Origin of the sequence: Stenotrophomonas sp. GD03819 (genome assembly GCF_029841665.1) — a bacterium.
Classification (GTDB): domain Bacteria; phylum Pseudomonadota; class Gammaproteobacteria; order Xanthomonadales; family Xanthomonadaceae; genus Stenotrophomonas; species Stenotrophomonas geniculata.
Window position 1 is genome coordinate 99,134 of sequence record NZ_JAOCEW010000001.1, and the last position, 22,031, is coordinate 121,164.

The window sequence follows — 22,031 nt, forward strand, 5'->3', positions numbered from 1 at the left end:
CGAGGGAGAGCAGGATGCAGGGCGAAGCGCGCGGAACCTTTGAAGTGAAGCTGCTGCCGATCGGTGGCAACGACGGCCCGATCGGGGGGATGTCGATCGACAAGGTCTTCCATGGTGACCTGCAGGGCAGCAGTGTCGGCCAGATGCTGGCATTCCGCAGCCCAGTGCAGGGCTCAGCGGGCTATGTGGCGATGGAACGGGTAACGGCCACGCTGGCTGGGCGTCAGGGCGCTTTTACCTTGCAGCACAACGGTCTGATGACTCGGGGAACGCCGGAGCTGAACGTGGTGGTGGTGCCCGATTCGGGCAGTGAAGGACTGCTCGGTCTGAGCGGCACACTGGAGATCTCCATCAGTGAAGGCCGCCACGACTACCGGTTGGTCTATGTGTTGCCGGAGCCGGAATAGACCGTTCCCGGAGTCAAGCGCTGCCGGCCTGCAGGCGGTCATACATCCGCACCAGGTCGACCAGGGTGCGTGCGCCCATCTTGCGCATCACCTGCGCACGGCGCACCTTCACCGTGATCTCGCTGACGCCGAGGGCGCCGGCGATCTGCTTGTTGAGGCGGCCGCGTACCACGCCATCGACCACCTCGCGCTCGCCCGCGTTCAGCGAATCCCAGCGTTGCTGGAGCGCGCCGAGCACGTCGCCCTCGCGGCGGCGCTGGCGGTCGATCTCAATGCCCTTGTGGATGGCATCCAGCAGTTCCTGGTCGCGGAAGGGCTTGGTCAGGAACTCGATGGCCCCGTCCTTGATCGCGTTGACGCCCATCGCGATGTCGCCGTGGCCGGTGATGAACACCACGGGCAGCTGCAGGCCGTGACTGCCCATCGTGCGATGGAACTCCAGCCCACTCTGGCCGGGCATGCGCACGTCCAGCACCAGGCAGGCCGGTGCATCTTCCAGTTCGTGTTCGAGGAACGCCTGGGTGGAAGCGAAGGCGCGCACCTGCAGGCCCATCGAGGCCAGCAGGTCTTCCAGTGCCGCGCGCACCGACGGGTCGTCGTCGACTACATAGACGATGGGTGCTGGGTCGATGGCAGGGGCAACGGGCTTACGCATGTTGAACGTCCGTGGCGATGGGCAGGTCGAAGACGAAACAGGCGCCGCCGCCTGCTGGCCGTTCGGCGCGGATCTGGCCGTCGTTGGCCTCGATCATCGAACGGCTCAGGCTGAGGCCCAGTCCCAGCCCGTGTGACTTGGTGGTCCAGAAGGCATCGAATACACGCTCGGGATGATCGGCGGGCAGGCCGACGCCGCGGTCGCGCACGCTGAGACTGACCCGCTGACCGTCACGTCGGGTCAGCAGCGACAGGCGTCGGTCGGCGGGAGGCACGGTTTCCATTGCGTCCACCGCATTGAGAATCAGGTTGCCGATCACCTGCTGCACCTGCACACGATCGGCCTGCACCGGGGGCAGGTCGGCATCCAGCAGCAGGGCCACGGCCACGCCGTGCTGGTCCAGTTCACTGCGTGACAGCGCCAGCATTTCCTCCACCGCGTGGTTCAGGTCGAAGGCGTGCCGTTCCGGAGCGGCGCCTTGGGTAAGTCCGCGGATGCGGGCGATCACGTCACCGGCACGGTGCGCGTCGGCCAGGATGCGGGCCACGGTCTGGCGTGCCTTGTCCACGTTCGGCGGATCCTGTGCCAGCCAACGCTGGCAGGCTTCGGCACTACTGGCGATGGCCGCCAGCGGCTGGTTCACTTCATGCGCGATGGAAGTGGTCAGTTCGCCCACGGTTGAGGCGCGCGCCACCCGCAGCAGACGGCCGTGCGCTTCCTGCACGGCGGCCTTGGCCGCTTCCATGTTCAGGGCGAGGTAGGTGGTGATGCCGATCACCAGCATGCCGATCACCGAGTTGACCAGGCCGATGCGATAGGTGCCGAAGCGGGTCAGGAAGAAGCTCAGCCCGGTCAATGCAATGCAGGCGACGGCCAGGGTGATCAGCCCGCGCGCGCTCATCACGCGTGATGCGGCGAGGATGACCGCTGCGTAGAAGCAGGCCGCCGCGACCGCGTAATCGGTGACGGTATCGATCAGGAAGATCGCCGCCATCACGACGATCAGGGCCAGCAGCATCAGCGGGCGGCGGGGCGACAGCGATGGCATCGGGATGGCTCCCTGGCGTGGGCGGAAAGGATAGCAAAGCCGGTATTGGTGGCTACCCACCTTGGTCGGCGTGCTCCTGCGCGGTGGGTGCCGGTTCCTGGTAGGTGCCGACCGTTGGTCGGCACAGCACTTGAACGGCGGGACGATGAGGGGTTGTGCCGACCAACGGTCGGCACCGACCAAAGCGATGCATGCGGGCTGTTGGTAGATGCCGACCTTGGTCGGCAGGCTCTCGCAGTAGGCATGGCATCGGATAGCTCTGTGCCGACCAAGGTCGGCACCTACCAGAGCGGTGCACGGTGTTGCCTGCCTGCCTGCCGGCGGGCGGCACTACCGAGCCGCTACTCCTCCAGGCTGGCGTTCCAGAACCCCTGCAGTACGCCGGGCGTGGTCGCCAGCGTGGCCAGCACGGCATCGAGCTCACCGGCATCCACCGTGGTGGCATACAGCACCGCTTCGATCTCCACGTCACGCTCGCCGAATGGCCGCTGGTCCACCGCGCGCACCGGGTACTGCGCCTGCTCAAGCAGCAGCAACAACCGGTCCAGCACCTCGGCCTGCTGCTCGCGCTGGCAGACCACGTTGATCGCATAGGTCGCCTCGCTGAAGGCTTCCGGCAGCGGCTGCCGCTGGATGCGGTTCACCACCGGCCGCAGCAGGGTATTGGCGGCCAGCACGAACACTGCCGCCAGCACCGCCTCGGGCAGCAGCTTGATACCGGCACAGGCACCCACCGCCGCCGAGCCCCACAGGGTGGCAGCGGTGTTCAGGCCGGACACCTGGGCGCCGTCCTTCATGATCGCGCCGGCGCCGAGGAAGCCGACGCCGGAGATCACATAGGCCACCACGTGCAGCGGCGAGGGTGGACCACCGTACAGGTCATGGAAGCGCACCGCCAGATCGACGAACACTGCCGCGCCCACCGCCACCAGCGTGTTGGTGCGCAGGCCTGCGGTGCGTTGGCGCAGCTGCCGCTCCAAGCCGATGATCGTGCCCAGCACAAACGCCACCGACAGGCTGATCAGCGAGCTGAGCGTGGCGCCGGCGTTGAAGGCCGGCAGGTTGGGATTGATGTCCATTGTGTTTCTCCCTGGACCAAGCGGCGGGCGCTTATTGCCAGCCGTAACGGCGGATGTAGAACCGCTTCAGCGCAGTGGTCAGCACCGCATAGCCGAACAGGATCGCCACCAGGAACGGCCAATAGCCGGCCGGCAGTGCCTGCAGTTTGAAGTAGCCGGCCAGCGGGCTCATCGGCAGGGCCACGCCGATGGCCATGATCAGGCCGGTCATCAGCAGCAGTGGCGGCGCGGCGATGCTCTGCAGGAACGGTACCTTCGGCGTGCGGATCATGTGCACGATCAGGGTCTGGGTCAGCAGGCCGACCACGAACCAGCCGGACTGGAACAGGCTCTGGTCGCCGGCGGTGCGCGCATCGAACACGTACCACATCAGCGCGAAGCAGGTCAGGTCGAAGATCGAGCTGATCGGCCCGAAGAACACCATGAAGCGGCCGATGTCCGCCGGGTTCCACTTCAGCGGCCTGCGTACCAGCTCCTCGTCCACGTTGTCGAACGGAATGGCGATCTGCGAGATGTCGTACAGCAGGTTCTGCACCAGCAGCTGCAGCGGCAGCATCGGCAGGAACGGCAGGAAGGCGGAGGCCACCAGCACCGAGAACACATTGCCGAAGTTGGAACTGGCGGTCATGCGGATGTACTTCAGCATGTTGTTGAACGTGCGCCGGCCCTGGATGACACCTTCCTCCAGCACCATCAGGTTCTTTTCCAGCAGGATGATGTCGGCGGCCTCCTTGGCGATGTCCACGGCACTGTCCACGCTGATGCCGATATCGGCCGCACGCAGTGCCGGGGCATCGTTGATGCCGTCACCGAGGAAGCCGACCACCTTGCCTTGGGCGCGCAGCTCGCGTACCAGCCGTTCCTTGTGTAGCGGCGTCAGCCGCGCGAACACGCGGTGGTGGTGCAGTGCCCGTGACAATGCGCCATCATCCATGCGCTCGATCTGAGGGCCGGTCAGGATGGTATCGGCGTCCAGCCCCACCTGCGCGCAGACGCGGGCGGTCACCAGTTCGTTGTCGCCGGTGAACACCTTGACCTCCACGCCATGCGCGGCCAGCGCCTGCAGCGCCTGCGCTGCCGATTCCTTCGGCGGGTCCAGGAAGGCGACGTAGCCGACCAGGGTCAGGCCGCACTCGTCGGCCTGTGAGTAGGCGGTCTGGCTGGCGGCGGTCTCCTTCATCGCCACCGCCACCACGCGCAGACCCTGTTCGTTCAACTCCTCGGTGGTCTGCCGGACCCGCGCCAGGCGGCGCTCGTCCAGCGGCATGTCCTGGCCGTTCTCGCGCACGGTGCTGCACACCGCCAGCATCTCTTCCACCGCGCCCTTGCAGATCAGCTCATGATGGTCCTCGCGCTCGGACACCACCACCGACATGCGGCGGCGCTCGAAGTCGAACGGGATCTCATCCACCTTGTGGTAGTCCTGCGACAGCCGCAGCGAGCTTTGCAGCTCCACGTGCTCCAGCACCGCACGGTCCAGCAGGTTGATCAGCCCGGTCTGGAAGTGGCTGTTGAGATAGGCGAACTTCAGCACGTCTTCCGAATCGTGGCCGAACACATCGGTATGACGCTCCAGCGCGATCCTGTCCTGGGTGAGGGTGCCGGTCTTGTCGGTGCACAGCACTTCCATCGCGCCGAAGTTCTGGATTGCATCCAGGCGCTTGACGATCACCTTGCGCCGCGACAGCAGCACCGCACCCTTGGCCAGGGTGGAGGTAACGATCATCGGCAGCATTTCCGGCGTCAGGCCCACCGCCACCGACAGCGCGAACAGGAATGCTTCGGTCCAGTCGCCCTTGGTCCAGCCGTTGATCAGCAGCACGAACGGCACCATCACCAGCGCGAAGCGGATCAGCAGCCAGCTGACACTGTTGACGCCGGCCTGGAACGCGGTCGGCGCACGGTCGGTGGCGGTGCTGCGCAGGGCCAGCGTGCCGAAATAGGTGCGGTTGCCGGTGGCCAGCACAACGGCGGTGGCAGTGCCGGACACCACATTGGTGCCCATGAACAGCAGGTTGTGCTGTTCCAGCAGGCCAGCCAGGCCGTCGCCCGGGTGCGCGAATTTCTCCACCGGCAGCGACTCGCCGGTCATCGCGGCCTGTGCCACGAACAGGTCCTTGGCAGTCAGCACGCGGCAGTCGGCCGGAATCATGTCGCCGGCCGACAGCACGATGTGGTCGCCGGGCACCAGTTCGCGGATCGGCAGGTCCAGCAGGCGCGCCGGGCGCCGGCTGTGCAGGTGCGCACCGAAGTACTGGTCGGCCACATCGGCGGCCTCGGTACCGGGATTGCGGCGCAGCACGCGCGCGGTATTGCCGACCAACGCCTTCAGCCGCTCGGCTGCACGGTTCGAGCGGCCCTCCTGCACGAAGCGGATCAGCGTGGACAGCAGCACCATCGCACCGATCACCATGGTGGCCTTGATGTCCTCGGTCAGCCAGGACACCGCCGCCAACACGGTCAGCAGCAGGTTGAACGGATTGCGGTAGCACTGCCAAAGGTGCCGCCACCACGGCAGCGGCTTTTCGTGATCCACCTCGTTGGGGCCGAGCGTCGCCAGCCGGTCCTCGGCCTCATGCGGGCTGAGGCCATCGGCATGCGACCCCAGCGTGGCCAGCAGCTCGGCTTCCTCCTGCTGGGCCAGGGTGACCAGGCCGGTGGTGAGCGCGAACGGTGCCGCGTCGGCGCTGCCCGGGCCAAACCCGGCTTCGGGCATCGCACGGCGGCGGAACAGGTTGCCCGCGCGACGGCTGCGCAGGAAGGCATTGAACCAGGCGTTGAGCAGGCTCATGGGACTCTCCTCGAATGTCAGAGCCGGCCGGGGCCGGAACACGAACGGAACGGATGCAACCGATCAGGCGTGGCGCATCGCCAGCACCGCCGGCGACCACGGCTGCATGTGCAGGCGCTGGCTGCCGCCGATGCACAGCGGCTTCATCGCATCACGCAGCGGATAGGGCAGATGACGCAGCACGGTGATGCGCTCGCTGATCGGCAGCAGCGACAAGGCGTCGGCCACCACGCGTGGCGACCCGAGTGACAGCGAACGGGCAAACATCACGGGGCCGTGCTGCAGCAGCTGGCTGCGCAGCGCGGCAACATCGCGCTCGCCGATCAGGCGGCGCAGGGTGATGTAGAGGATCTTGTAGGACATGGGGGTGCTCTCCAGGCAAACGGCGCCTGGCGGCCCCCCGTCACTCAGGCAGGCAGGGGCCGGCTGGCAGGCGCCAGGAACAGGCAACAAGCGGTCATCCGGGGCGCGGTGCGCCCGGCAGGGTCGGGGTCCATCTGCGTCTCCATGAGGGGAGGGTGCCGGCCAGGATTGCCCTGGCCAGTGGCGCTATTGTCCGCCCCTGAATGGGACGGGCCTAGAGGCTCGTGGGTTAGCCCGGCTATACCTTGGTATAGCCGGCATGCGCAGCGCCAGTCGAGGGCTCAATGATGGATCAATGCGAAGCGCTGGTCTGCTTGCACACGTCGTACTCGCCGCGGCTCAGCGTCTTGTTGCGGTCGGTGTCGCAGGCGTGCAGTCGTTCGGCCCAGTCCGGTGCCACGGCATCCACCTCGGACAGCGTGACGATGCCGTCCTTGTCCTTGTCCAGCGATTCGTAGGCAGGGATGAGCTTCACTTCGGTCACGTCCTCGGCGGCGGTGGCCTGGCTGGCCTCCTGGGGCTTGGAGCAGGCGCCCAGCAGCAGGCCCCCACATAGCGAGAGAGCGATGGAAAGGCAGCGATAACCGGTCATGGTGTGCTCCTGGGGAAAGGGCGAACCACCGGTGCGGTGGTCACCGCCGGATCTTCTGCGCGGAGCTGTAAGCGGGCTGCGAAGAATGGGGCCGTGGACCGTTGCCGGTGGGTCGCCATTCACCTGGCCGCGCAGCAGCGATTGCGCGGAGTCGGCGCTACCCTCGAACGGTGGGATGCCGGCCAGCGGCCGGCACCACCATCTGCTCAGAAACGGTCGGCAAAGGCGTCCGTCGCCCGCACCAGCGCATCCACCGTGGCCGGCTCGTTCGCGCTGTGGCCGGAGGTCACCATCTCCAGCCGGGCTTCCGGCCAGGCCTTGGCCAGATCCCACGCACTGCGCGGCGGGCAGATGATGTCGTAGCGCCCCTGCACGATCACGCAGGGCAGGTGGCGGATGCGATCGATATCGCGCAGCAGCTGGTCCGGCTCCAGGAAGATGCTGTTGCGGAAGTAATGCGCTTCAATGCGGGCCTTTGCCAATGTGTCCAGCGGGTCGTCGGTGGATTGCGCATCCACGTCGTGCTGCAGGGTGGCGGCGTTGTCTTCCCAGCCCAGCCAAGCCTGCGCGGCTTCGATGCGGGTCGCTTCATCCGGGCCATCCATGCGCGCCCAGTAGGCCGCGATCATGTCGCCACGCTCGGCTTCCGGTATGTAGGCCTCATAGCGTTCCCAGCGTTCGGGGAAGATCCAGCGCGCACCGCCGTTGGCCTCGGCGAACCAGCGGTTCTCCATCTCGCGGCCGAGGAACACGCCACGCACGATCAGGCCGGTGGCGCGTTCGGGATGCGCCTGCGCATAGGCCAGCGACAGCGTCGAACCCCATGAGCCGCCATAGACCAGCCAACGCTCGATGCCCAGGTGCCCACGCACCTTCTCGATATCGGCCACCAGATCCTGCGTGGTGTTGTCGCGCAGTTCGCCGAACGGTGTGGAGCGGCCGCTGCCGCGCTGGTCGATCAGCACGATGCGGTACCGCGCCGGATCGAAGAAGCGGCGGTGGGTGGGCGAGATGCCAGCACCCGGGCCGCCGTGCAGGTACACCACCGGAATGCCCTCTGGCGTGCCGCACTCTTCGATGTGCAGCGTGTGCAGATCGCTCACCTTCAGGGTGAACTCGCGGTACGGCTCGATGGCGGGGTATAGGGTTCGCACGGCGGACGTCTCACAAGCAGGGGCGGCCAGCATAGCGCCCCCGCCTGCTGCCTGCAGCGTCGTGCTCCTGCGCGGCGCTGGAAATGGGCTGGCCGATGCGCATAAGCTTCCGCGATGCAAGCAACCACGACCGGGACGTCAACCTTCAACTTCACCCTCCGCAGCGGCGCGCGCGAGCTGCTGAAGTGGATCGCACTGCTGGCCATGACGGGTGACCACGTGGCCAAGGTGGTCTTCGGCGGCTACGTGCCGGTGGTCAGCGAACTGGGGCGCATCGCCTTTCCGCTGTTCGCGCTGGTGATGGCCTGCAATCTCGCCCAGCCCGGGGCCGACCTGCGCAAGTCGATGCGCCGGCTCGCGCTGTGGGGGCTGATCGCACAGCCATTGCACGCATTCGCGTTTGGTTCCTGGCTGCCGCTCAACATCCTGCTCGCCTTTACATTTGCAGCAGTAGCCGTACATGCGCTGGCGAACAATCGGCCGGTGCAGCTGTTGCTGGCTGCCGGCGTGCTGCCGCTGTTCGTGGACTATCAGTGGGCCGGGGTTGGCAGCGTGCTGCTGGCCTGGATCGCGCTCCGGCACCGGGCGTGGTGGCTGTTGCTGGTTGGGCTTGCAGCGGTGTGCTGGGCCAACCACAACGGCTGGGCACTGCTGGCTATTCCGCTAGTGCTGCTGGCGGCGCGGGTGCCGTGGCAGCTGCCGCGCTGGCGGTGGGCGTTCTACGGGTATTACGTGGGGCATCTGGCGGTGCTGGCGTTGGTTGCCCATCTGCTTGTGTAATGGCGGAACTGGCATGTCGAGTGTCTTGAATGCCGGATGCGGTCAAGGAATGCGCGTCGCAGGTGGGGGTGAAGCATGCCGCCATCGGTGTGTGTAGAGTCGAGCCATGCCCGACTCAGCGGGCGAACCGGAGCCGAGCATGGCTCGGCTCTACACGTTCTGGGAAATCCACGCCATGCGTGACCGGCAAAGCGAGCCGAGCATGGCTCGACTCCACAGGTGATGCATGTCTGGCGTGGAGGCGCCTGCCTCAGAAGTCCATCGTCGCCGACACCAGCACCGTCCTCGGTGCACCCAGCGCCAGGCTCGACAACAACGGCATGCCCCAATACGCCTTGTTGGTCACGTTGTTCACACTGGCTCTCAGCGCAAGCGGTCGACCCGCCACGGTGGTGCTGTAGCGCGCCCCGACATCGAACAACGTGCGGCCCGGCACCGACAGGCTGTTGTCGGCACTGATGTAATGCTTCGACATCGTCGTGGCATTGCCGGTCAAGGTCAGGCCCTGCAAGGTCGGTACATCCCATTCCACCCCCAGCTTGGCCTGCCGTTGCGCTACGGCGGTGGCGATGCGTCCCTCATTCACGCCACCGGCCGTGCGGGTCAGTTTCGGCTGCACGTAGGCCACGCCACCGAGCAGGCGCACGCCATCCAGTGGCGTGCCGAAGAAGCCCCATTCCACGCCGCGATTTCGTTGCTCGCCACCGAACGAGAAGATATTCGTGACCGGGTCGGTGTAGCTGCTGGGCCGCTTGATTTCATACACACTGAAGGTGTGCGCGAAGCGGCCCAGGTCCAGCTTCAGGCCCAGCTCCTTCTGCCTGGTGCGGAACGGTGCGAACACATCACCGGCATTGGCAGCGGTCATCGGCGCGGTGGCGCCCTGGCTGAGGCCTTCGATGTAGTTGGTATAGAGGGAGACCTTGTTGGTCGCCTTCACCAGCAACGCCGCTGCCGGCGTGTTGGCGCTCTCGTCGTAGCGCGAGGTGCGCGCACCGCTGGCGACATTGAAGGTCTCACTGACCACCTGCTGGCGGCGCACGCCCAGGGTCAGCTGCACGCGGTCATCGGCGAAGGCGAGGGTGTCGGCGAAACCGAGGCTGTCCAGCCGCAGCTCGGTGTGCGAGATGTGCGGCGCTACGAACGGTGCCGCCGGGCCCCATGCCGGGTTGTACAGATTGGTGGTCCAGTCCCAGCCCGGCACGCTGCGGCGGCCGTAATCGTTCTGGGTGTGCTGGTAGTGGGTCACGTTGGCGGCCCACTGATGGCTGACGCTGCCGGTGTGGAACGAGCCGCGCAGGCCGGCATCTGCGGACTGCTTCTTGATATCGAAGGCGAGCTGGCCGATCACTGTGGTGAAGTCGCCGGCTGGATTGAGGATCTGCGCGCTGATCGAACCATTGTAGCGGTAGTCGGTCTTGCTGATGCCGTAGGCCAGGTAGGCCATCAGGGTGTCATTGATGTCCAGCTCGCCCCGCAGCATCGCGCCCTTGTCCTGGCTGTCCACGTAGGCCCAGTCCGGGTTGATCAGCGTATCGCCACGCGGCGGCCGCGGAATGGCCACGCCCGGTGCCAGACCGACGCCGCGTGCCGGGCCGTCCACGCGGTCATCGGCGCTGTACAGATCGGCCGACAGCCGCGCACGTTCGCCGCGCCAGTCCACTGCCAGTGCGCCGAGCTGCACCTTCTTGCTCTGCTTGCCGACCGCGCCATCACCATCACGGTACGCGCCGTTGAAGCGGATGCCGAACTGCTTGTCCGCGCCCAGGCGACGCCCCGCATCCACATGGGCGCCAAACTGCGCATCGGAGGCGAAGTTGGCACTGACCCGCAGCAGCGGTTGATCGCCGGCACGCTTGGGGACCAGGTTGACGCTGCCACCGACCGAGCCGCCCGGCGGCATGCCATTGAGCAGCGCGGAGGGGCCTTTCAGCACCTCGATGTGTTCGAACATTTCCGGTGAAGTGCGGTAGTACGGCGCCATGCCGCTGAGGCCATTGAAGGTGGTGTCGCTGGTGTTGGAGGCAAAGCCTCGGATCGCGTAGTTCTCGCTCCACGAACCGGTGACGCCGTTGCTGAACACCGTGGGGTCGGTGGCGGCGATGACGTCGGTGAGGTCCTTGGCCTGGCGGTCGCGGATGAAGGACTCGGTGTAGCTGACCGTATTGAACGGCGTGTCCATGAAGTCCTTGTCGCCGAGCAGGCCGACGCGGCTGCCAGCGGCCACTTGCCCGCCCGCATAGTCTGCAGTGACCCGGCGCTGTTCCTGCACCTGCACCGAGGGCAGGGTGGACGGCGCGGAGTCGGCCAGCGCGGCAAACGAGGCCAGCAGCCCTAGCGCGAGGGCCGACATCCGGTAGCGCCGGGCGATGCCTGGTGGATGCATCAGGCCGGAAGATGCGGCGGCAGCGCGATGCTGCAGAGAAGAGAAATTGTACACGGTCATGCCAGATTCCTGTGAATCGCAGGCGCGAGCGCGCCTGGCGCGCTGCCGACGGCAAGCACGGGGAGAGGGCGCAGCGCAGGGTTGTTGGCTGGGTGGGGACCTGGCGGAAGGTGAGCCATGGGCTCGACTACGGGCAGCGTGCTGGACGCATTCCGAATTAGTTGAGTAAATTAAACTAAATCAATCGAAGCGGACAAGAGGGTCCCTTTGCTGGCACCCTCAGCAGGGTATGAGCACGCACCGTATGAGCCCTCACTCCGATCCAACGGCGCCGACCCGTGGCCGCCCGCCCACCATCACCCCGGAGCGCCTGGCCGACATCGGCATCCGCCTGGGCCTACCCAACCTGACCATGGCCAACGTGGCCGCCGAACTGGCGGTGACCCAGGCGGCGCTGTACAAGCGCGTGGCCAACCTGGAGGCGTTGAAGCGACTGGTGGCGGAGGCGGTATTCCAGCGCTGGCAGATTCCGCGCGCGTCGGTCGACGCACCGGGTGGGCTGGAGGCCTACCTGATGCGGTTCGTGGAGTCACTGTGCGAGGTGGTGAAGGCACATCCCGGGCTGCCACCGTACCTGCTGCGGCGCACGGTGGCGACTGCGCCGATGCTGGAAAAGATCGCCTCGCACCAGGCGCACGTGGCTGATGTGTTCGGCCTGCCGGTGGACAAGGCGCGCTGGCTGCTGGCCACGATCGCCTTCTACTGCATCGCCGGCGCCGATACGATCTACGCGATTGCGGACGATGAAGAAGGGCAGGTGATCACCGAGTTCAAGCAGGGCATGCGGGCGCTGGTGATCGGTTCGCTGGAGGTGTCGCGGCTTCGGTAGATGCATGCCATGCGTGGACGATCCTGGCCGTTCACCCTGACGCCAGCCAGGCATGGCCTGGCTCTACTGGACGGATCGCGTGGTGTCGAGAATACAATGCGGCCATGCCTGCCACGCCTACTCTCGATGATCTTCGCCGCTACGCGGTGGCGCGCACCCTGTTCAAGCCGACCACGCTGCTGACCGCGATACGACGGCTGGGCTTCGTGCAGGCCGACCCGATCAGGGCACCGGCGCGCGCACAGGACCTGACCCTGCGCCACCGGGTGAAGGACTACCGCGCAGGCGATCTTGAGCGGCGCTACACGCGCCTGCCGGTGGAAGAGGATTGCCTGGTGAACTACGGCTTCCTGCCGCGCGAGCATCTGGCACTGATGCACCCGCGCGTGTCCAAGCGCGAATGGGACGCCGAGACCCATCGCCGTGCGGCCGACGTACTGGCCTTCGTGCGCGAGCGCGGCAGCGTGCACCCGCGCGAGGTGGACCAGGCGTTCGCGCATGGGCGGGTGACCAATTACTGGGGCGGCACCAGCAACGCAAGCACGCATCTGCTTGACGGCATGCACTACCGTGGCCTGCTGCGGGTGCAGCGGCGCGACAGTGGCACCCGCATCTATGCAGTGGCCGAGCACGCCGAGCCGGACGCCAGCGAGCAGGCGCAGGTTGAACGGGCCGCCGCCCTGATCGACCTGGTGGTGCGCAAGTACGCGCCGCTGCCCTCGGCCAGCCTGACCTATCTGGTGCGCCTGCTGGGCTATGGCGCCCCACATCTGGCCGAGCAGACCCGGCAGGCGTTGGCGTTGGCCAAGCAGCAGCTGGCCAACTGCACGCTGGAGGGCACCACCTGGTACTGGCCGACCGACGAGAATCCGCGTTCGCGCCGCCATGCACCGGACGAACAGGTGCGCCTGCTGGCGCCGTTCGACCCGGTGGTGTGGGACCGCCGCCGCTTCGAGCTGCTGTGGGGTTGGGTGTACAAGTTCGAGGCGTATACACCTGCACCGAAGCGACAGTATGGGTACTACGCTCTGCCGGTGTTGTGGCACGACCAGGTGGTGGGCTGGGCCAATCTCAGCGTGCACGAAGGTGAGTTGGCATCGAGTGTGGGCTATGCCGGCAAGTCGCTGGCCCGCGACAGGGTGTTTCGTGGCGCGTTGGACGACGAGCTGCAGCGCATGGCGGCTTTTCTGTAGAGCCGAGCCATGCTCGGCTGTTTTTCGCGCGGGCCAGCGAATCGAAGCAACGTTCATCGCGCCCGGTAGCTGCCAACTTTGGTTGGCACCGGCTTCCATCGGTGCCCACCAAGGTGGGCATCTATCAGAGCAACGCCGCTCAGGCCCGGTGCCCACCAAGGTGGGTATCTACCGATTCAGCCGCCCATGCGCCACCATCGCCAGCACCACCACACCGGCGGCGACGCTGGTGTGACCGGACAGCGCGGCCAGGCCGAAACCCACGCCCAACGCGCGCATGGCAAACACTGCGCTGAACATCAGCAGCGCCCAACCGACTGCGCGCAGTTGCTGAACGGCCTGCGCGTTCAGTACACGGCGCAGCACATCGCGCTGATGGCGTTCCATCGCCAGTGCCAAGCAACTGAATGCGGCCAGTGACAGCACAAACAGAATGACGTGGATCATGCACTGGCCTCCGGTACTGCAGTGCGTGGTGCGGTAGGCGGGCGTGCACGCTTCACCTTCGGTGCGTGCTTCCAGATGCGCCACGCCAGCACTGCATGCAGGACGGACAATGCCAGCAGGGTCAGATCGGTACCGGCGAACGCCCAATCACCTGCGGCCAAGGTGCGCCACAACGGATGTGCCGTCGTCGTCGCCGTGAGTGCCGGCAACAGCGCCAGCAACAACGCCCCCAGCACGAACTGTTCGATCCACGCACGCTTGGGTGTGCGCAGCGTGGCGTGCACGAACATCGCTGCCGAGGCCAGGAAGAACACATGCACCTCCCACGCCGCACGCCCGTCCATGCTCGCGGGCAGCAGGCGGTTCGCCCACAGATAGGCCGCCATCGCCACCGACAGGCCAGCAATCGTGGCGATGTTGAGGCGCTCCACCAACCGGAAGCCGAAGTAGGGCCGTTGCAGGTCAGGCAGCTGGGTGCGGCGCTTCATCGTCCACAGCACCAGTCCGGTGCCGACCATGGCGGTGCCGGCGAGGCTGACGATGAAGTACAGCCAGCGCAGGGCGGCGTCGGCAAAACGCCCCAGGTGCAGGCCATACAGCACGCCCTGGGTATCGGCGGCGACGCCCGAGTGCTCCTTGAGCTGCAGCAGCTGCCTGCCGCCGCCATCGAACAGCAGGTAGTTCGGCGTGGTCGAAACGCGGCTGGACTGCGCACGCACCACAGCCACGCGTGCGTTCTCGTCGCCGGGGTTCTGCACCTGCACGCTGCCCACCGCGCCGGTTCCCCACCGCTGTTCGGCCTGCCGCACCAGTGCGCTGATGTCGGTAAGTGGAGCGGCGTGCCCCGCGGCTTTCTGCGGCGGCAGGAACAGCCGCATCTCGCTGACCACCTCGGCCTGCTGGCGCTTGTCCGGCAGTTTGGCCAGGCCCCACGGCATGTACAGCACCGCCAGCATCACCAGGCCGCTCCAGGTGATCATGAAGTGGAACGGCAGGCCCAGCACCGAAAGGGCCGCGTGACCATCCAGCCACGAGCGCTGGCCCTTGCCCCAGCGGAAGGTGAAGAAGTCCGCGAAGATCTTCTTGTGGGTGATCACGCCGCTGACGATGGCCACCAGCATGAACATCGCGCAGACGCCCACGATCCAGCGACCCCACATGGCTGGCATGTAGTGCAGGTTGAAGTGGAACGCATAGAAGAAGTCGCCACCGCCGGTATCCCGCGCTTGCAAGGGCGCGCCGGTGCTGGCATCGAACAGGCCTGAATCGAAGCCATGTCGGCCGCGCCCACCCGGGCTGGCCCACATCGCAGACACCCAGGGCATGCGCGTAGTTGGCAGGCTCAGGTTGATCTGGGTGGCTGCCGGTGTCTCGGCAATGATGCTGGAGACCGTGCGCTGCGCGACCATCGCCGCCTCCGGCAACGTGGAGGGCGTGGCGATCTCAGGGCGTGTGTAGCGCGAGAGCTCGTCGCGGAAATAGCTGGCGGTGCCGGTGAGGAACATCGCGTACAGGATCCAGCCGGCCAGCAGGCCGACCCAGATATGCAGGTCGGACATGGTCTGGCGGATGCCGCGTGGCTTCGCGGTGCGATCGATCTTGCTCATGCAGCGCCTCCGTTGGCGACCGATTGCGCAACCAACCACAGTGGCAGGGCGATCACGATCAGGCCGATCCATGCGCGCCGCGCTGAGCGCACCGCGAACACCCAGACTACGGCGCTGGCGTACAGCAGGAAGCTGGCCAGCATGCCGGTGAACACGGCCTGGCGACCATCGATGGGCAGCGCCAGCGCGGCGATGCTGCACAGCGCGGCGAGCACATAGCCGCCGAACAACGCGGCGATGATGCGTGAGACCAGGGGCAGCCAGGCCAGCACGGAAGCGGTACGGGAAACGGTCAAGGCACTTCTCCGGGGCACCACGCGCGATGGCGCGGTGCCCTTGAAACCAGGATCAGAAATCGACGGTGGCCGACAGCAGGGCAGTGCGCGGCGTGCCCAGGCCGGAGCCGAGGCTGCCGGCCCAGTACGCCTTGTTGGTCACGTTCTGCACGGTGCCGCGCAGTACCAGCGGATGGCCGGCCGCCTGCGTCGCATAGCGGGCACCGAGATCGAACACGGTGCGGCCTGCCACCCACTGGCTGTTGTCAGCATTGATGTAACCCTTGGACAGGCTGACCGCGTTGCCGGTGAGGGTGAGGCCGGCCACGGCTGGCACGTCCCATTCGACGCCCAGCTTGCCCTGCCATTGCGGTGTGGCCGTGGCCAGCCGGCCTTCGTTGATGCCGCCCTGGGTGCGGGTCAGCTTCGGCTGCAGCCAGCCGATGCCGCCCAGCACGCGCAGCTGTTCGGTCGCCTGGCCGAACACGGTCCATTCCACGCCACGGTTGCGCTGCTGGCCGCCGAACGAGAACACATTGGTGGCCGGGTCGGTATAGGAACTGGGCTTTTCGATCTCGTACACGCTCAATGCGCTGGCCAGACGGCCGAAGTCGAACTTGGCGCCGACCTCACGCTGGCGGGTCTTGAACGGCGGGAACACCTCGCCCGCATTCGCTGTGCTGACCGGGGCGGTGCTGCCCTGGCTCAGGCCTTCAATGTAGTTGGCGTACAGCGACAGTCGATCGCTGGCCTTGAACAGCAGTGCAGCGGCCGGGGTATTGGCGCTGGCATCGTAGCGTGTGGTGCGCTTGCCGGTGCTGCCGTCGAAGGTGTCGCTGAGCACGGTCTGGTGACGGATGCCCAGGGTCAGCTGCACGCGGTCATCGATGAAGGACAACGTGTCGGCGATGCCGAAGCTGGTGGTACGCACTTCCGCGGTCTTCGGCAGCGACGCATCACTGAAGCTGCGATCGATGGCCGGGCCCCACTGTGGGTCGTACAGGTTGGTCACCCAGTCGCGGGCCAGCAGATTGCGCTTGAAGCCGAATTTCTGGTCGTGCTGGTACCAGGCGGCACTGATCGCCAGCGCGTGATTGACCGCGCCGGTGCGGAAGTGTGCCGAGAGGCCGGCTTCGGCGGTGTCCTTGCTGTAGATGAAGCGCTGGTGGGCGAAGTTGTTGCGGAAATCGCCGGCGGTGTTGGTGATCAGCGTGGTGGCGCTGGCGATGGAATCGAAATCGGTATGGCCGTGGCCGTAGCTGGCGTGAGCCTGCAGATGGTCACTGATGTCGAACGACCAGCGCAGCGCGGCGGCCGAGTCCTTGACGTTGCTGAAGGTCCAATCCGGTGCGAACAGGATGCTGGTCTTCGGCGGGCGGGGCACGACCAGGCCGGCTGCCAGCGAAACGCCACGATTGAGGCCATCCACATGGTCACGGCTGCTGAACAGGTCCAGCGAGACCTGCGAGCGTTCACCCCTCCAATCCAGGCCCAGCGACGCCAGCTGCGTCTTGTGCTGCTGGTGGTCGGTGGCGGTGTCGCCATCGCGATGCACGGCATTGAGGCGCACACCGAGCTGCTGCTGCGCGCCGAAGCGACGACCAACATCCAGATGGCCGCCGAACTGCGCGTCGCTGCTGTAGCTGGCCGTGAAGCGGGTCAACGGCGTATCACCTGCGCGCTTGGGTACCAGGTTCACCGCACCGCCCACCGAGCCACCCGGCGGCATGCCGTTGAGCAGTGCCGATGGCCCCTTGAGTACTTCGATGCTCTCGGCCAGTTCGGGGGTGACTCGGTAGTAGGGGATCAGGCCGTAGAGTCCGCCGAAGCCGATATCCGACGAGGCAACACCGAAGCCACGGATGTTGAAGTAGTCGGTGATGCCACCGCTGGATCCACTGCTGTAGACGCTGGGATCGGTCAGCGCGATCACCCTTACCAGATCCGGTGCCTGGATGTTCTCGATGAACCCGGCGGTGTAACGGGTGGTGTTGAACGGGGTGTCCATGAAATCGAGCTCACCGAGCAGGCCGACGCCACTGCCGCGGGCGACCTGGCCGCCGGCATAGGCATCGGTGGGCGTGGTCTTGTCGGCGCGCACGTTCACCGTAGGCAGCTGGCGGGCACCGTCGGGCGCGCCGTCAGCGTGGGCGGCGGTGGCGATCAGCAGGGTGGGCAGCAACGCGGTACGTGCGGCCAGGGACAGCGCGGAGCGGCGTGGGAGGGACAGGGATCGAAGGGGGAGGGACATGGCAGTTCTCGTGTGATGGGTCGTGCAATCGGCCAGCACGGCGCCGTCGATGACCTGCACGGGCAGGACGACGCGGGCTGTGGAATGGCTGGCAGAGGGCACGGCACTGCCGCTGGGGCAGTGCTGCACGCGAGGTGCGTGGGCGATCTGTGGCTGGGTGGAACGAAGCGCAGGGCGCGGGTGGTGCGAGGTGGATCAGATGTCGTCGGCGAGGTCGTCGAGGTCCTGCAGTCCGCCGCCGCGCGCCAGCAAACGCTCGTAGTTGCGACGGCGGCGCTGGTCGGTCTCGGTGGTGGTCTGGCCGTGTTTCCAGTAACCGGCCACGGCGACGTCTGCGCGCGGCAGACCGCACGCTTCAAGGAAGTAGCGGCGCAGGGCGCGCATCTCTTCGCGTTCGCCTGCGGCCCAGACGGTGTTGTTCGCCCCCGTGCGCAGACGGCGTGCCTGCTGCAGCAACGGCGTAGCGCCCGTGGCCAGGCGCTGCATACAGACGCCGTCGACGGCAGGCAGTTCGTCTACCGGGAAGGGATCATCCGAAGCGATCCAGGCCTGCGCGCGAAGGCCGCTGGGCCACTGCTGCAGCAAGGCGGACAGTGCCGGGATGGCGCTCTGATCGGCGAACAGCAGGGCAACGCTACCCTCGCGGTGCGGCACCTGCAGATGCGGGCGCGGACCGGTGAGATCGAAGGCGTCGCCGGGCTGCAGTGCGCGCACCCAGGCCAGCATCGGCCCCGGAGCCTCGTGCAGCACCACGTCCAGTGTGAAACGGCGCGCCTGCGCGTCGACGCTGCGCACGGTGTAGATCCGTGACACATCGGCAAACGCGGCACCCAGCTGGATGCGAACGGCGGTGTTGGCACGCTGCCAGGATGCCAGCTCGGCCTGTGGCGGCAGCTGTACGACCAGCCGAAGCAGGCTCGCGCAGGGCTGCGTGACGTCAACCACGTGGACGCGCAGCGCCTGCAGGCCACGGTCGTGTTCGGCGCCGCGCAGCGGCCCGGCCGGGGTGGTGGAAAGGGTAGGCGCGGACATCGACAACGATCCAGAAGGCTGCGAATGCGAATTAGTTACATCATAGTAAACTAAATTGATCGTCCCGCAACCCAGGCCTGCTGGAAGCGTATCCAGCGCGTTGACCATTGCGTTGCCGCAGACCACCATGACAGGCCTTGCCAGCGCGCCGCGCAGGAACCGCAACCGCAATGGCTGCACCGAAGAAGACCGCTGCCCGTGGGCGACCACCCACCATCACCCGAGAGCGCATCGCCGACGCTGGCATCGCGATGACGCTGCCGGGGCTGAGCTTCGTGGGCGTGGCCGCAGCGCTGGGGGTCAGCCACATCGCGCTGTACAAGCACGTGGCGAATCTGGCGGCGCTGCGCGAGCTGGTGGCTGAAGCGATCTTCGAGCGTTGGCAGGCACCGCCGCTGGATGCCGGCGCGGGACGTAGCATCAACGACGATCTGTACGCGTTCCAGCGTTCCCTGCGGATGCTCGTGGACGAGAACCCCGGCCTGGCCCCGTTCCTTGTGAGCCACGGCGCGAAGACCCCGGAGATGGTGGCGCGCATCCAGCGCCACCATGCCGAGTTCAGTCGAGTGCATGATCTGCCGCAGGAACAGGCAGCATGGTTGCTGTCGACCGTGGCCTATCACGCTGTGGCCTTGGCTGACACCGTGTATTCGCGGCACGCCGTGGCGGACACCGCGCGGCGGCCACTGGACCGTGCGGCGCAGGATGCCGAGTTCGACCGCAGCATGCAGGCATTGATCATGGGTGCTTTGACGATGTGTGGGCGCCCCGCTGCCGCGAGGTAGCCGTCAACCATGGTTGGCCCCGTTGCCCCGGTAGTCGCGAACCTTGGTTGGCGCCGCGATACACCGTTGCCCACCAAGGTGGGCATCTACCGGTCAAGCGGCGTCCTGGTGCTCCGCGTCGTCAATCCCGGGGCTGACTCGCCGGCCAATGTCCTTCAGCCGCGCCAGCTGGTCGACCATTGACGGTGCATCGTCCAGGCTGCCGACGAAGGTCCACAGATAGGTCATCACCGCGTAGACGTGGCCCGGCGTGACACCCTCAGTGGTGGCGAGGCGGCCGATGGTCAGCGCGAACAATGCCGCGGCAGCCAGCCCGATCACCACGTAGGCGCCCGCTTCGCGGTCTGACAACAGGATGCGCAGGCGCGACAGCGTGGTGTAGTGGCGGCGCAGCACCGAGGGACTGACCCGGTCGACCAGCCGGATTTCGTGTTCCAGGCGGTTGTTCAGGCGGCCATGCAGCTGCTCGTTGCGGCGTGCGAACGAGGGCAGCACCAGCAGGGCGCCGAGCAGGGTGACCAGGCCAGCGGCACCGACCATCGGCTCGATCGCCAGCAGCATGGCCACCGCACCGAACATCGATGCCAGCGCGGTGGCGATGATCGGCACGTGCTTTTCAAAAAAGTCGACGAACTCGCGGGCCAGCACCACGCGTGCCGCCGAGGTGGACGTGGCCTGGCCCAGCCGACGCTGCGCCTGCACCACGTTCACCGCCAGATCGGCATAGATGCGGGTGAAGGTGCGTGTATCGACCGCTCGACGGGCGGCACCGACCAACCAGAACATCAGTACCACGCCGGCATAGGAGACGGCATGGCCGATGTTGCTGCTGATGATCGCGTCCACCGCGAAGTCGGCGAACAAGGGATAGGCCAGCAGCAGTGTGTTCTCCAGTGCCACCAGCGAGAACGTGCCGGTGAGCTGCCAGGGGTAGGTGCGCAGGATGGCCTTCAGGGTGGCGGCCGCATTCTGCTGGCCGATGCTGCCGGCGGCGGCCGCTGGATCGTGGGGGTGTTTCATGGGGTGCCTGGGTGGGTCGGGGACAGGGCAGGGGACGATGCCTGCCATCTCCCGGGTCGCGCCCAGTATCTGCAGCCCTTTGGAGCGGGCATGGAAGGACGATGGAGATTGCGTGGAGAAACCGGCGGCGTTCAGCGGAGGGCGTGGTGCCCAGCAAGGTGGGCCGGTACCAGGGCAGCGTCTGCCGCAACGCCGTGCTCTCAACGACGCGCGTGCACCGGCCAGCGTATTTCGAAGGCACTGCCGCCACGTTCGGTCGCCCGGCATCGCGCGGTTCCGTGATGGGCCACGGCAATCGCCCGCACCACCGCCAGGCCGAGACCGGAGCCGCCGCTCTGCCGGGAACGCGATACATCGGTGCGCTGGAAGGCTTCAAAGATGCTGTCGCGAAGGTCGTCCGGCACACCGGGGCCACCATCCTCAACGGTTACGGTGCAATGGCCTTCAGCCAGCGTCACGTGTACTCGCAGCGGGCAGGGAATGGCATGTCGGCGAGCGTTTTCCAGCAGTGCCAGCAACGCCTGGCGGATGCGCGCCGGGTCGCAGTCGGCCAGTGAAGAACGCGCGTCCAAGGTTACCGAGAAACCACTCTCGGTCAGCGCCTCGGACATCGCTTCCACTACTGCGGCCACCTGCACGCTGACGTCGCTGCGCTGCAGGCGCAGATCGAGGTGGCCGCTCTCGGCAAGGCTGACCACGCGCAGGTCCTCGATGATGCGGGTCAGGCCCTCCAGCTGGGTGAGCATGCTGTTGAACTGCTCCGGCCCGGGCTCGAACACGCCTTCGGCGATGCCCTGCAGGCGGCCGCGCAGGATGGTCATCGGCGTGCGCAGTTCGTGTGCGATCGCCGCGTTCCAGAACACGCGGTTCTCCGACATCCGGCTCAATCGCTCGGCCATGGAATTGAAGTCGCTGACCAGCGCGGCGGCCTCGGTCATCGAGGTGTCACCGCCGCGCGCACGCGCCTCCAGATCACCGCTGGCGACGCGACGCAGGCTTTCGGCGACCGAGTTCAGCGGGGTGATGATGCGCCGGGTCAGGCGCGAGGCGATCAATGTGGCCAGCGCAACGACCACGGTGGCGGTCAGGCCGATCCACAGCCATTCCAGGCCTGACGGCATGATGGTTTCCGGTTCGTCGTACCAGCGTGGATAGAACACCTCCATCAGGTAATAGAACAGGTAGAAACCACTGATCGACAGTACGGTTGAACACAGCGACGCGACCGTGATGGAGAGCGTGATCTGGCGCCCGATACTCTTGCCTTTGGGGTTCAT

20 protein-coding genes are annotated in these 22,031 nt (G+C 66.6%); 5 read left to right on the forward strand and 15 right to left on the reverse strand.

Annotated elements, in window-relative coordinates:
* Window positions 1-14 precede the first annotated feature (14 nt).
* Window positions 15-407 (forward strand): DUF3224 domain-containing protein, encoded by a 393-nt coding sequence (locus tag N5D45_RS00440; protein WP_057503983.1) that lies wholly within the window; start codon window positions 15-17, stop codon window positions 405-407.
* 13 nt (window positions 408-420) lie between these two features.
* On the opposite strand, the gene N5D45_RS00445 is transcribed toward N5D45_RS00440, so the two are convergent.
* The 7 genes from N5D45_RS00445 to pip form a co-directional block, all read right to left on the reverse strand.
* A complete protein-coding gene (locus N5D45_RS00445; RefSeq protein WP_197656443.1) occupies window positions 421-1,062 on the reverse strand; it encodes a response regulator in 642 nt (213 codons plus the stop codon).
* Entirely contained in the window at window positions 1,055-2,110 is a 1,056-nt protein-coding gene (locus N5D45_RS00450; RefSeq protein WP_197656444.1) for an ATP-binding protein, read from the reverse strand. Before N5D45_RS00450 ends, N5D45_RS00445 begins: the two co-directional genes overlap by 8 nt.
* A gap of 341 nt (window positions 2,111-2,451) precedes the next feature.
* A complete protein-coding gene (locus N5D45_RS00455) occupies window positions 2,452-3,189 on the reverse strand; it encodes an MgtC/SapB family protein (RefSeq protein ID WP_049430484.1) in 738 nt (245 codons plus the stop codon).
* Window positions 3,190-3,220: 31 nt separating this feature from the next.
* Window positions 3,221-5,980: a magnesium-translocating P-type ATPase gene (gene mgtA, locus N5D45_RS00460; RefSeq protein WP_279938356.1), complete on the reverse strand. Its 2,760-nt coding sequence runs from the start codon at window positions 5,978-5,980 to the stop codon at window positions 3,221-3,223.
* A gap of 63 nt (window positions 5,981-6,043) precedes the next feature.
* Complete coding sequence (locus N5D45_RS00465) at window positions 6,044-6,343, reverse strand: hypothetical protein (protein ID WP_005413574.1); 300 nt, start codon at window positions 6,341-6,343, stop codon at window positions 6,044-6,046.
* Window positions 6,344-6,635: 292 nt separating this feature from the next.
* The gene (locus N5D45_RS00470) at window positions 6,636-6,935 is read right to left on the reverse strand and encodes a hypothetical protein (RefSeq protein ID WP_049437447.1); all 300 of its coding nucleotides are present in this window, start codon (window positions 6,933-6,935) and stop codon (window positions 6,636-6,638) included.
* A gap of 206 nt (window positions 6,936-7,141) precedes the next feature.
* A complete protein-coding gene (gene pip, locus N5D45_RS00475) occupies window positions 7,142-8,089 on the reverse strand; it encodes a prolyl aminopeptidase (protein ID WP_197656446.1) in 948 nt (315 codons plus the stop codon).
* A 114-nt stretch (window positions 8,090-8,203) separates the two neighbouring features.
* Between pip and N5D45_RS00480 the strand changes: the two genes are divergently transcribed.
* Window positions 8,204-8,869: a TraX family protein gene (locus tag N5D45_RS00480; protein WP_134957677.1), complete on the forward strand. Its 666-nt coding sequence runs from the start codon at window positions 8,204-8,206 to the stop codon at window positions 8,867-8,869.
* 250 nt (window positions 8,870-9,119) lie between these two features.
* Here N5D45_RS00480 and N5D45_RS00485 read toward each other — a convergent pair whose 3' ends face one another.
* Window positions 9,120-11,315 (reverse strand): TonB-dependent siderophore receptor, encoded by a 2,196-nt coding sequence (locus N5D45_RS00485; protein ID WP_197656447.1) that lies wholly within the window; start codon window positions 11,313-11,315, stop codon window positions 9,120-9,122.
* Between the two features lie 244 nt (window positions 11,316-11,559).
* Between N5D45_RS00485 and N5D45_RS00490 the strand changes: the two genes are divergently transcribed.
* Window positions 11,560-12,144 carry a TetR/AcrR family transcriptional regulator gene (locus N5D45_RS00490; RefSeq protein WP_010485484.1) on the forward strand — a complete coding sequence of 195 codons (585 nt, stop codon included), beginning with the start codon at window positions 11,560-11,562 and terminating at the stop codon, window positions 12,142-12,144.
* A gap of 104 nt (window positions 12,145-12,248) precedes the next feature.
* Complete coding sequence (locus N5D45_RS00495; protein WP_057503990.1) at window positions 12,249-13,337, forward strand: crosslink repair DNA glycosylase YcaQ family protein; 1,089 nt, start codon at window positions 12,249-12,251, stop codon at window positions 13,335-13,337.
* Between the two features lie 168 nt (window positions 13,338-13,505).
* Here the strand turns inward: N5D45_RS00495 and N5D45_RS00500 are convergent, their stop codons facing one another.
* The 5 genes from N5D45_RS00500 to N5D45_RS00520 form a co-directional block, all read right to left on the reverse strand.
* The gene (locus N5D45_RS00500; protein WP_057503991.1) at window positions 13,506-13,784 is read right to left on the reverse strand and encodes a DUF3325 domain-containing protein; all 279 of its coding nucleotides are present in this window, start codon (window positions 13,782-13,784) and stop codon (window positions 13,506-13,508) included.
* Complete coding sequence (locus tag N5D45_RS00505; RefSeq protein ID WP_197656448.1) at window positions 13,781-15,391, reverse strand: PepSY-associated TM helix domain-containing protein; 1,611 nt, start codon at window positions 15,389-15,391, stop codon at window positions 13,781-13,783. Before N5D45_RS00505 ends, N5D45_RS00500 begins: the two co-directional genes overlap by 4 nt.
* Window positions 15,388-15,687 (reverse strand): DUF3649 domain-containing protein, encoded by a 300-nt coding sequence (locus N5D45_RS00510; RefSeq protein WP_057503993.1) that lies wholly within the window; start codon window positions 15,685-15,687, stop codon window positions 15,388-15,390. The genes N5D45_RS00505 and N5D45_RS00510 overlap by 4 nt, the downstream gene beginning before the upstream one ends.
* Before the next feature lie 52 nt (window positions 15,688-15,739).
* Window positions 15,740-17,917 (reverse strand): TonB-dependent siderophore receptor, encoded by a 2,178-nt coding sequence (locus tag N5D45_RS00515; RefSeq protein ID WP_197656449.1) that lies wholly within the window; start codon window positions 17,915-17,917, stop codon window positions 15,740-15,742.
* A gap of 195 nt (window positions 17,918-18,112) precedes the next feature.
* Window positions 18,113-18,949: a siderophore-interacting protein gene (locus tag N5D45_RS00520; RefSeq protein ID WP_164191172.1), complete on the reverse strand. Its 837-nt coding sequence runs from the start codon at window positions 18,947-18,949 to the stop codon at window positions 18,113-18,115.
* 170 nt (window positions 18,950-19,119) lie between these two features.
* Here N5D45_RS00520 and N5D45_RS00525 point away from each other — a divergent pair, with 170 nt between their 5' ends.
* Window positions 19,120-19,734, forward strand: a complete 615-nt coding sequence (locus N5D45_RS00525; protein ID WP_057503996.1) for a hypothetical protein — start codon at window positions 19,120-19,122, stop codon at window positions 19,732-19,734.
* A gap of 93 nt (window positions 19,735-19,827) precedes the next feature.
* Here N5D45_RS00525 and N5D45_RS00530 read toward each other — a convergent pair whose 3' ends face one another.
* Both N5D45_RS00530 and N5D45_RS00535 read right to left on the reverse strand, forming a co-directional pair.
* Entirely contained in the window at window positions 19,828-20,754 is a 927-nt protein-coding gene (locus tag N5D45_RS00530; protein ID WP_279938357.1) for an ABC transporter six-transmembrane domain-containing protein, read from the reverse strand.
* A 200-nt stretch (window positions 20,755-20,954) separates the two neighbouring features.
* Window positions 20,955-22,031 (reverse strand): ATP-binding protein, encoded by a 1,077-nt coding sequence (locus tag N5D45_RS00535; RefSeq protein ID WP_228354557.1) that lies wholly within the window; start codon window positions 22,029-22,031, stop codon window positions 20,955-20,957.

Bases quoted from the DNA above. Each gene is read 5' to 3' on its own strand.
- N5D45_RS00500 (WP_057503991.1), bottom strand. From the start codon at position 13,784: ATGATCCACGTCATTCTGTTTGTGCTGTCACTGGCCGCATTCAGTTGC.
- N5D45_RS00515 (WP_197656449.1), bottom strand. From the start codon at position 17,917: ATGTCCCTCCCCCTTCGATCCCTGTCCCTCCCACGCCGCTCCGCGCTG.
- N5D45_RS00450 (WP_197656444.1), bottom strand. From the start codon at position 2,110: ATGCCATCGCTGTCGCCCCGCCGCCCGCTGATGCTGCTGGCCCTGATC.
- N5D45_RS00485 (WP_197656447.1), bottom strand. From the start codon at position 11,315: ATGACCGTGTACAATTTCTCTTCTCTGCAGCATCGCGCTGCCGCCGCA.
- N5D45_RS00440 (WP_057503983.1), top strand. From the start codon at position 15: ATGCAGGGCGAAGCGCGCGGAACCTTTGAAGTGAAGCTGCTGCCGATC.
- N5D45_RS00490 (WP_010485484.1), top strand. From the start codon at position 11,560: ATGAGCCCTCACTCCGATCCAACGGCGCCGACCCGTGGCCGCCCGCCC.
- mgtA (WP_279938356.1), bottom strand. From the start codon at position 5,980: ATGAGCCTGCTCAACGCCTGGTTCAATGCCTTCCTGCGCAGCCGTCGC.
- N5D45_RS00505 (WP_197656448.1), bottom strand. From the start codon at position 15,391: ATGAGCAAGATCGATCGCACCGCGAAGCCACGCGGCATCCGCCAGACC.
- N5D45_RS00480 (WP_134957677.1), top strand. From the start codon at position 8,204: ATGCAAGCAACCACGACCGGGACGTCAACCTTCAACTTCACCCTCCGC.
- N5D45_RS00530 (WP_279938357.1), bottom strand. From the start codon at position 20,754: ATGAAACACCCCCACGATCCAGCGGCCGCCGCCGGCAGCATCGGCCAG.
- N5D45_RS00445 (WP_197656443.1), bottom strand. From the start codon at position 1,062: ATGCGTAAGCCCGTTGCCCCTGCCATCGACCCAGCACCCATCGTCTAT.
- N5D45_RS00465 (WP_005413574.1), bottom strand. From the start codon at position 6,343: ATGTCCTACAAGATCCTCTACATCACCCTGCGCCGCCTGATCGGCGAG.
- N5D45_RS00525 (WP_057503996.1), top strand. From the start codon at position 19,120: ATGGCTGCACCGAAGAAGACCGCTGCCCGTGGGCGACCACCCACCATC.
- N5D45_RS00535 (WP_228354557.1), bottom strand. From the start codon at position 22,031: ATGAACCCCAAAGGCAAGAGTATCGGGCGCCAGATCACGCTCTCCATC.
- N5D45_RS00520 (WP_164191172.1), bottom strand. From the start codon at position 18,949: ATGTCCGCGCCTACCCTTTCCACCACCCCGGCCGGGCCGCTGCGCGGC.
- N5D45_RS00470 (WP_049437447.1), bottom strand. From the start codon at position 6,935: ATGACCGGTTATCGCTGCCTTTCCATCGCTCTCTCGCTATGTGGGGGC.
- N5D45_RS00455 (WP_049430484.1), bottom strand. From the start codon at position 3,189: ATGGACATCAATCCCAACCTGCCGGCCTTCAACGCCGGCGCCACGCTC.
- N5D45_RS00495 (WP_057503990.1), top strand. From the start codon at position 12,249: ATGCCTGCCACGCCTACTCTCGATGATCTTCGCCGCTACGCGGTGGCG.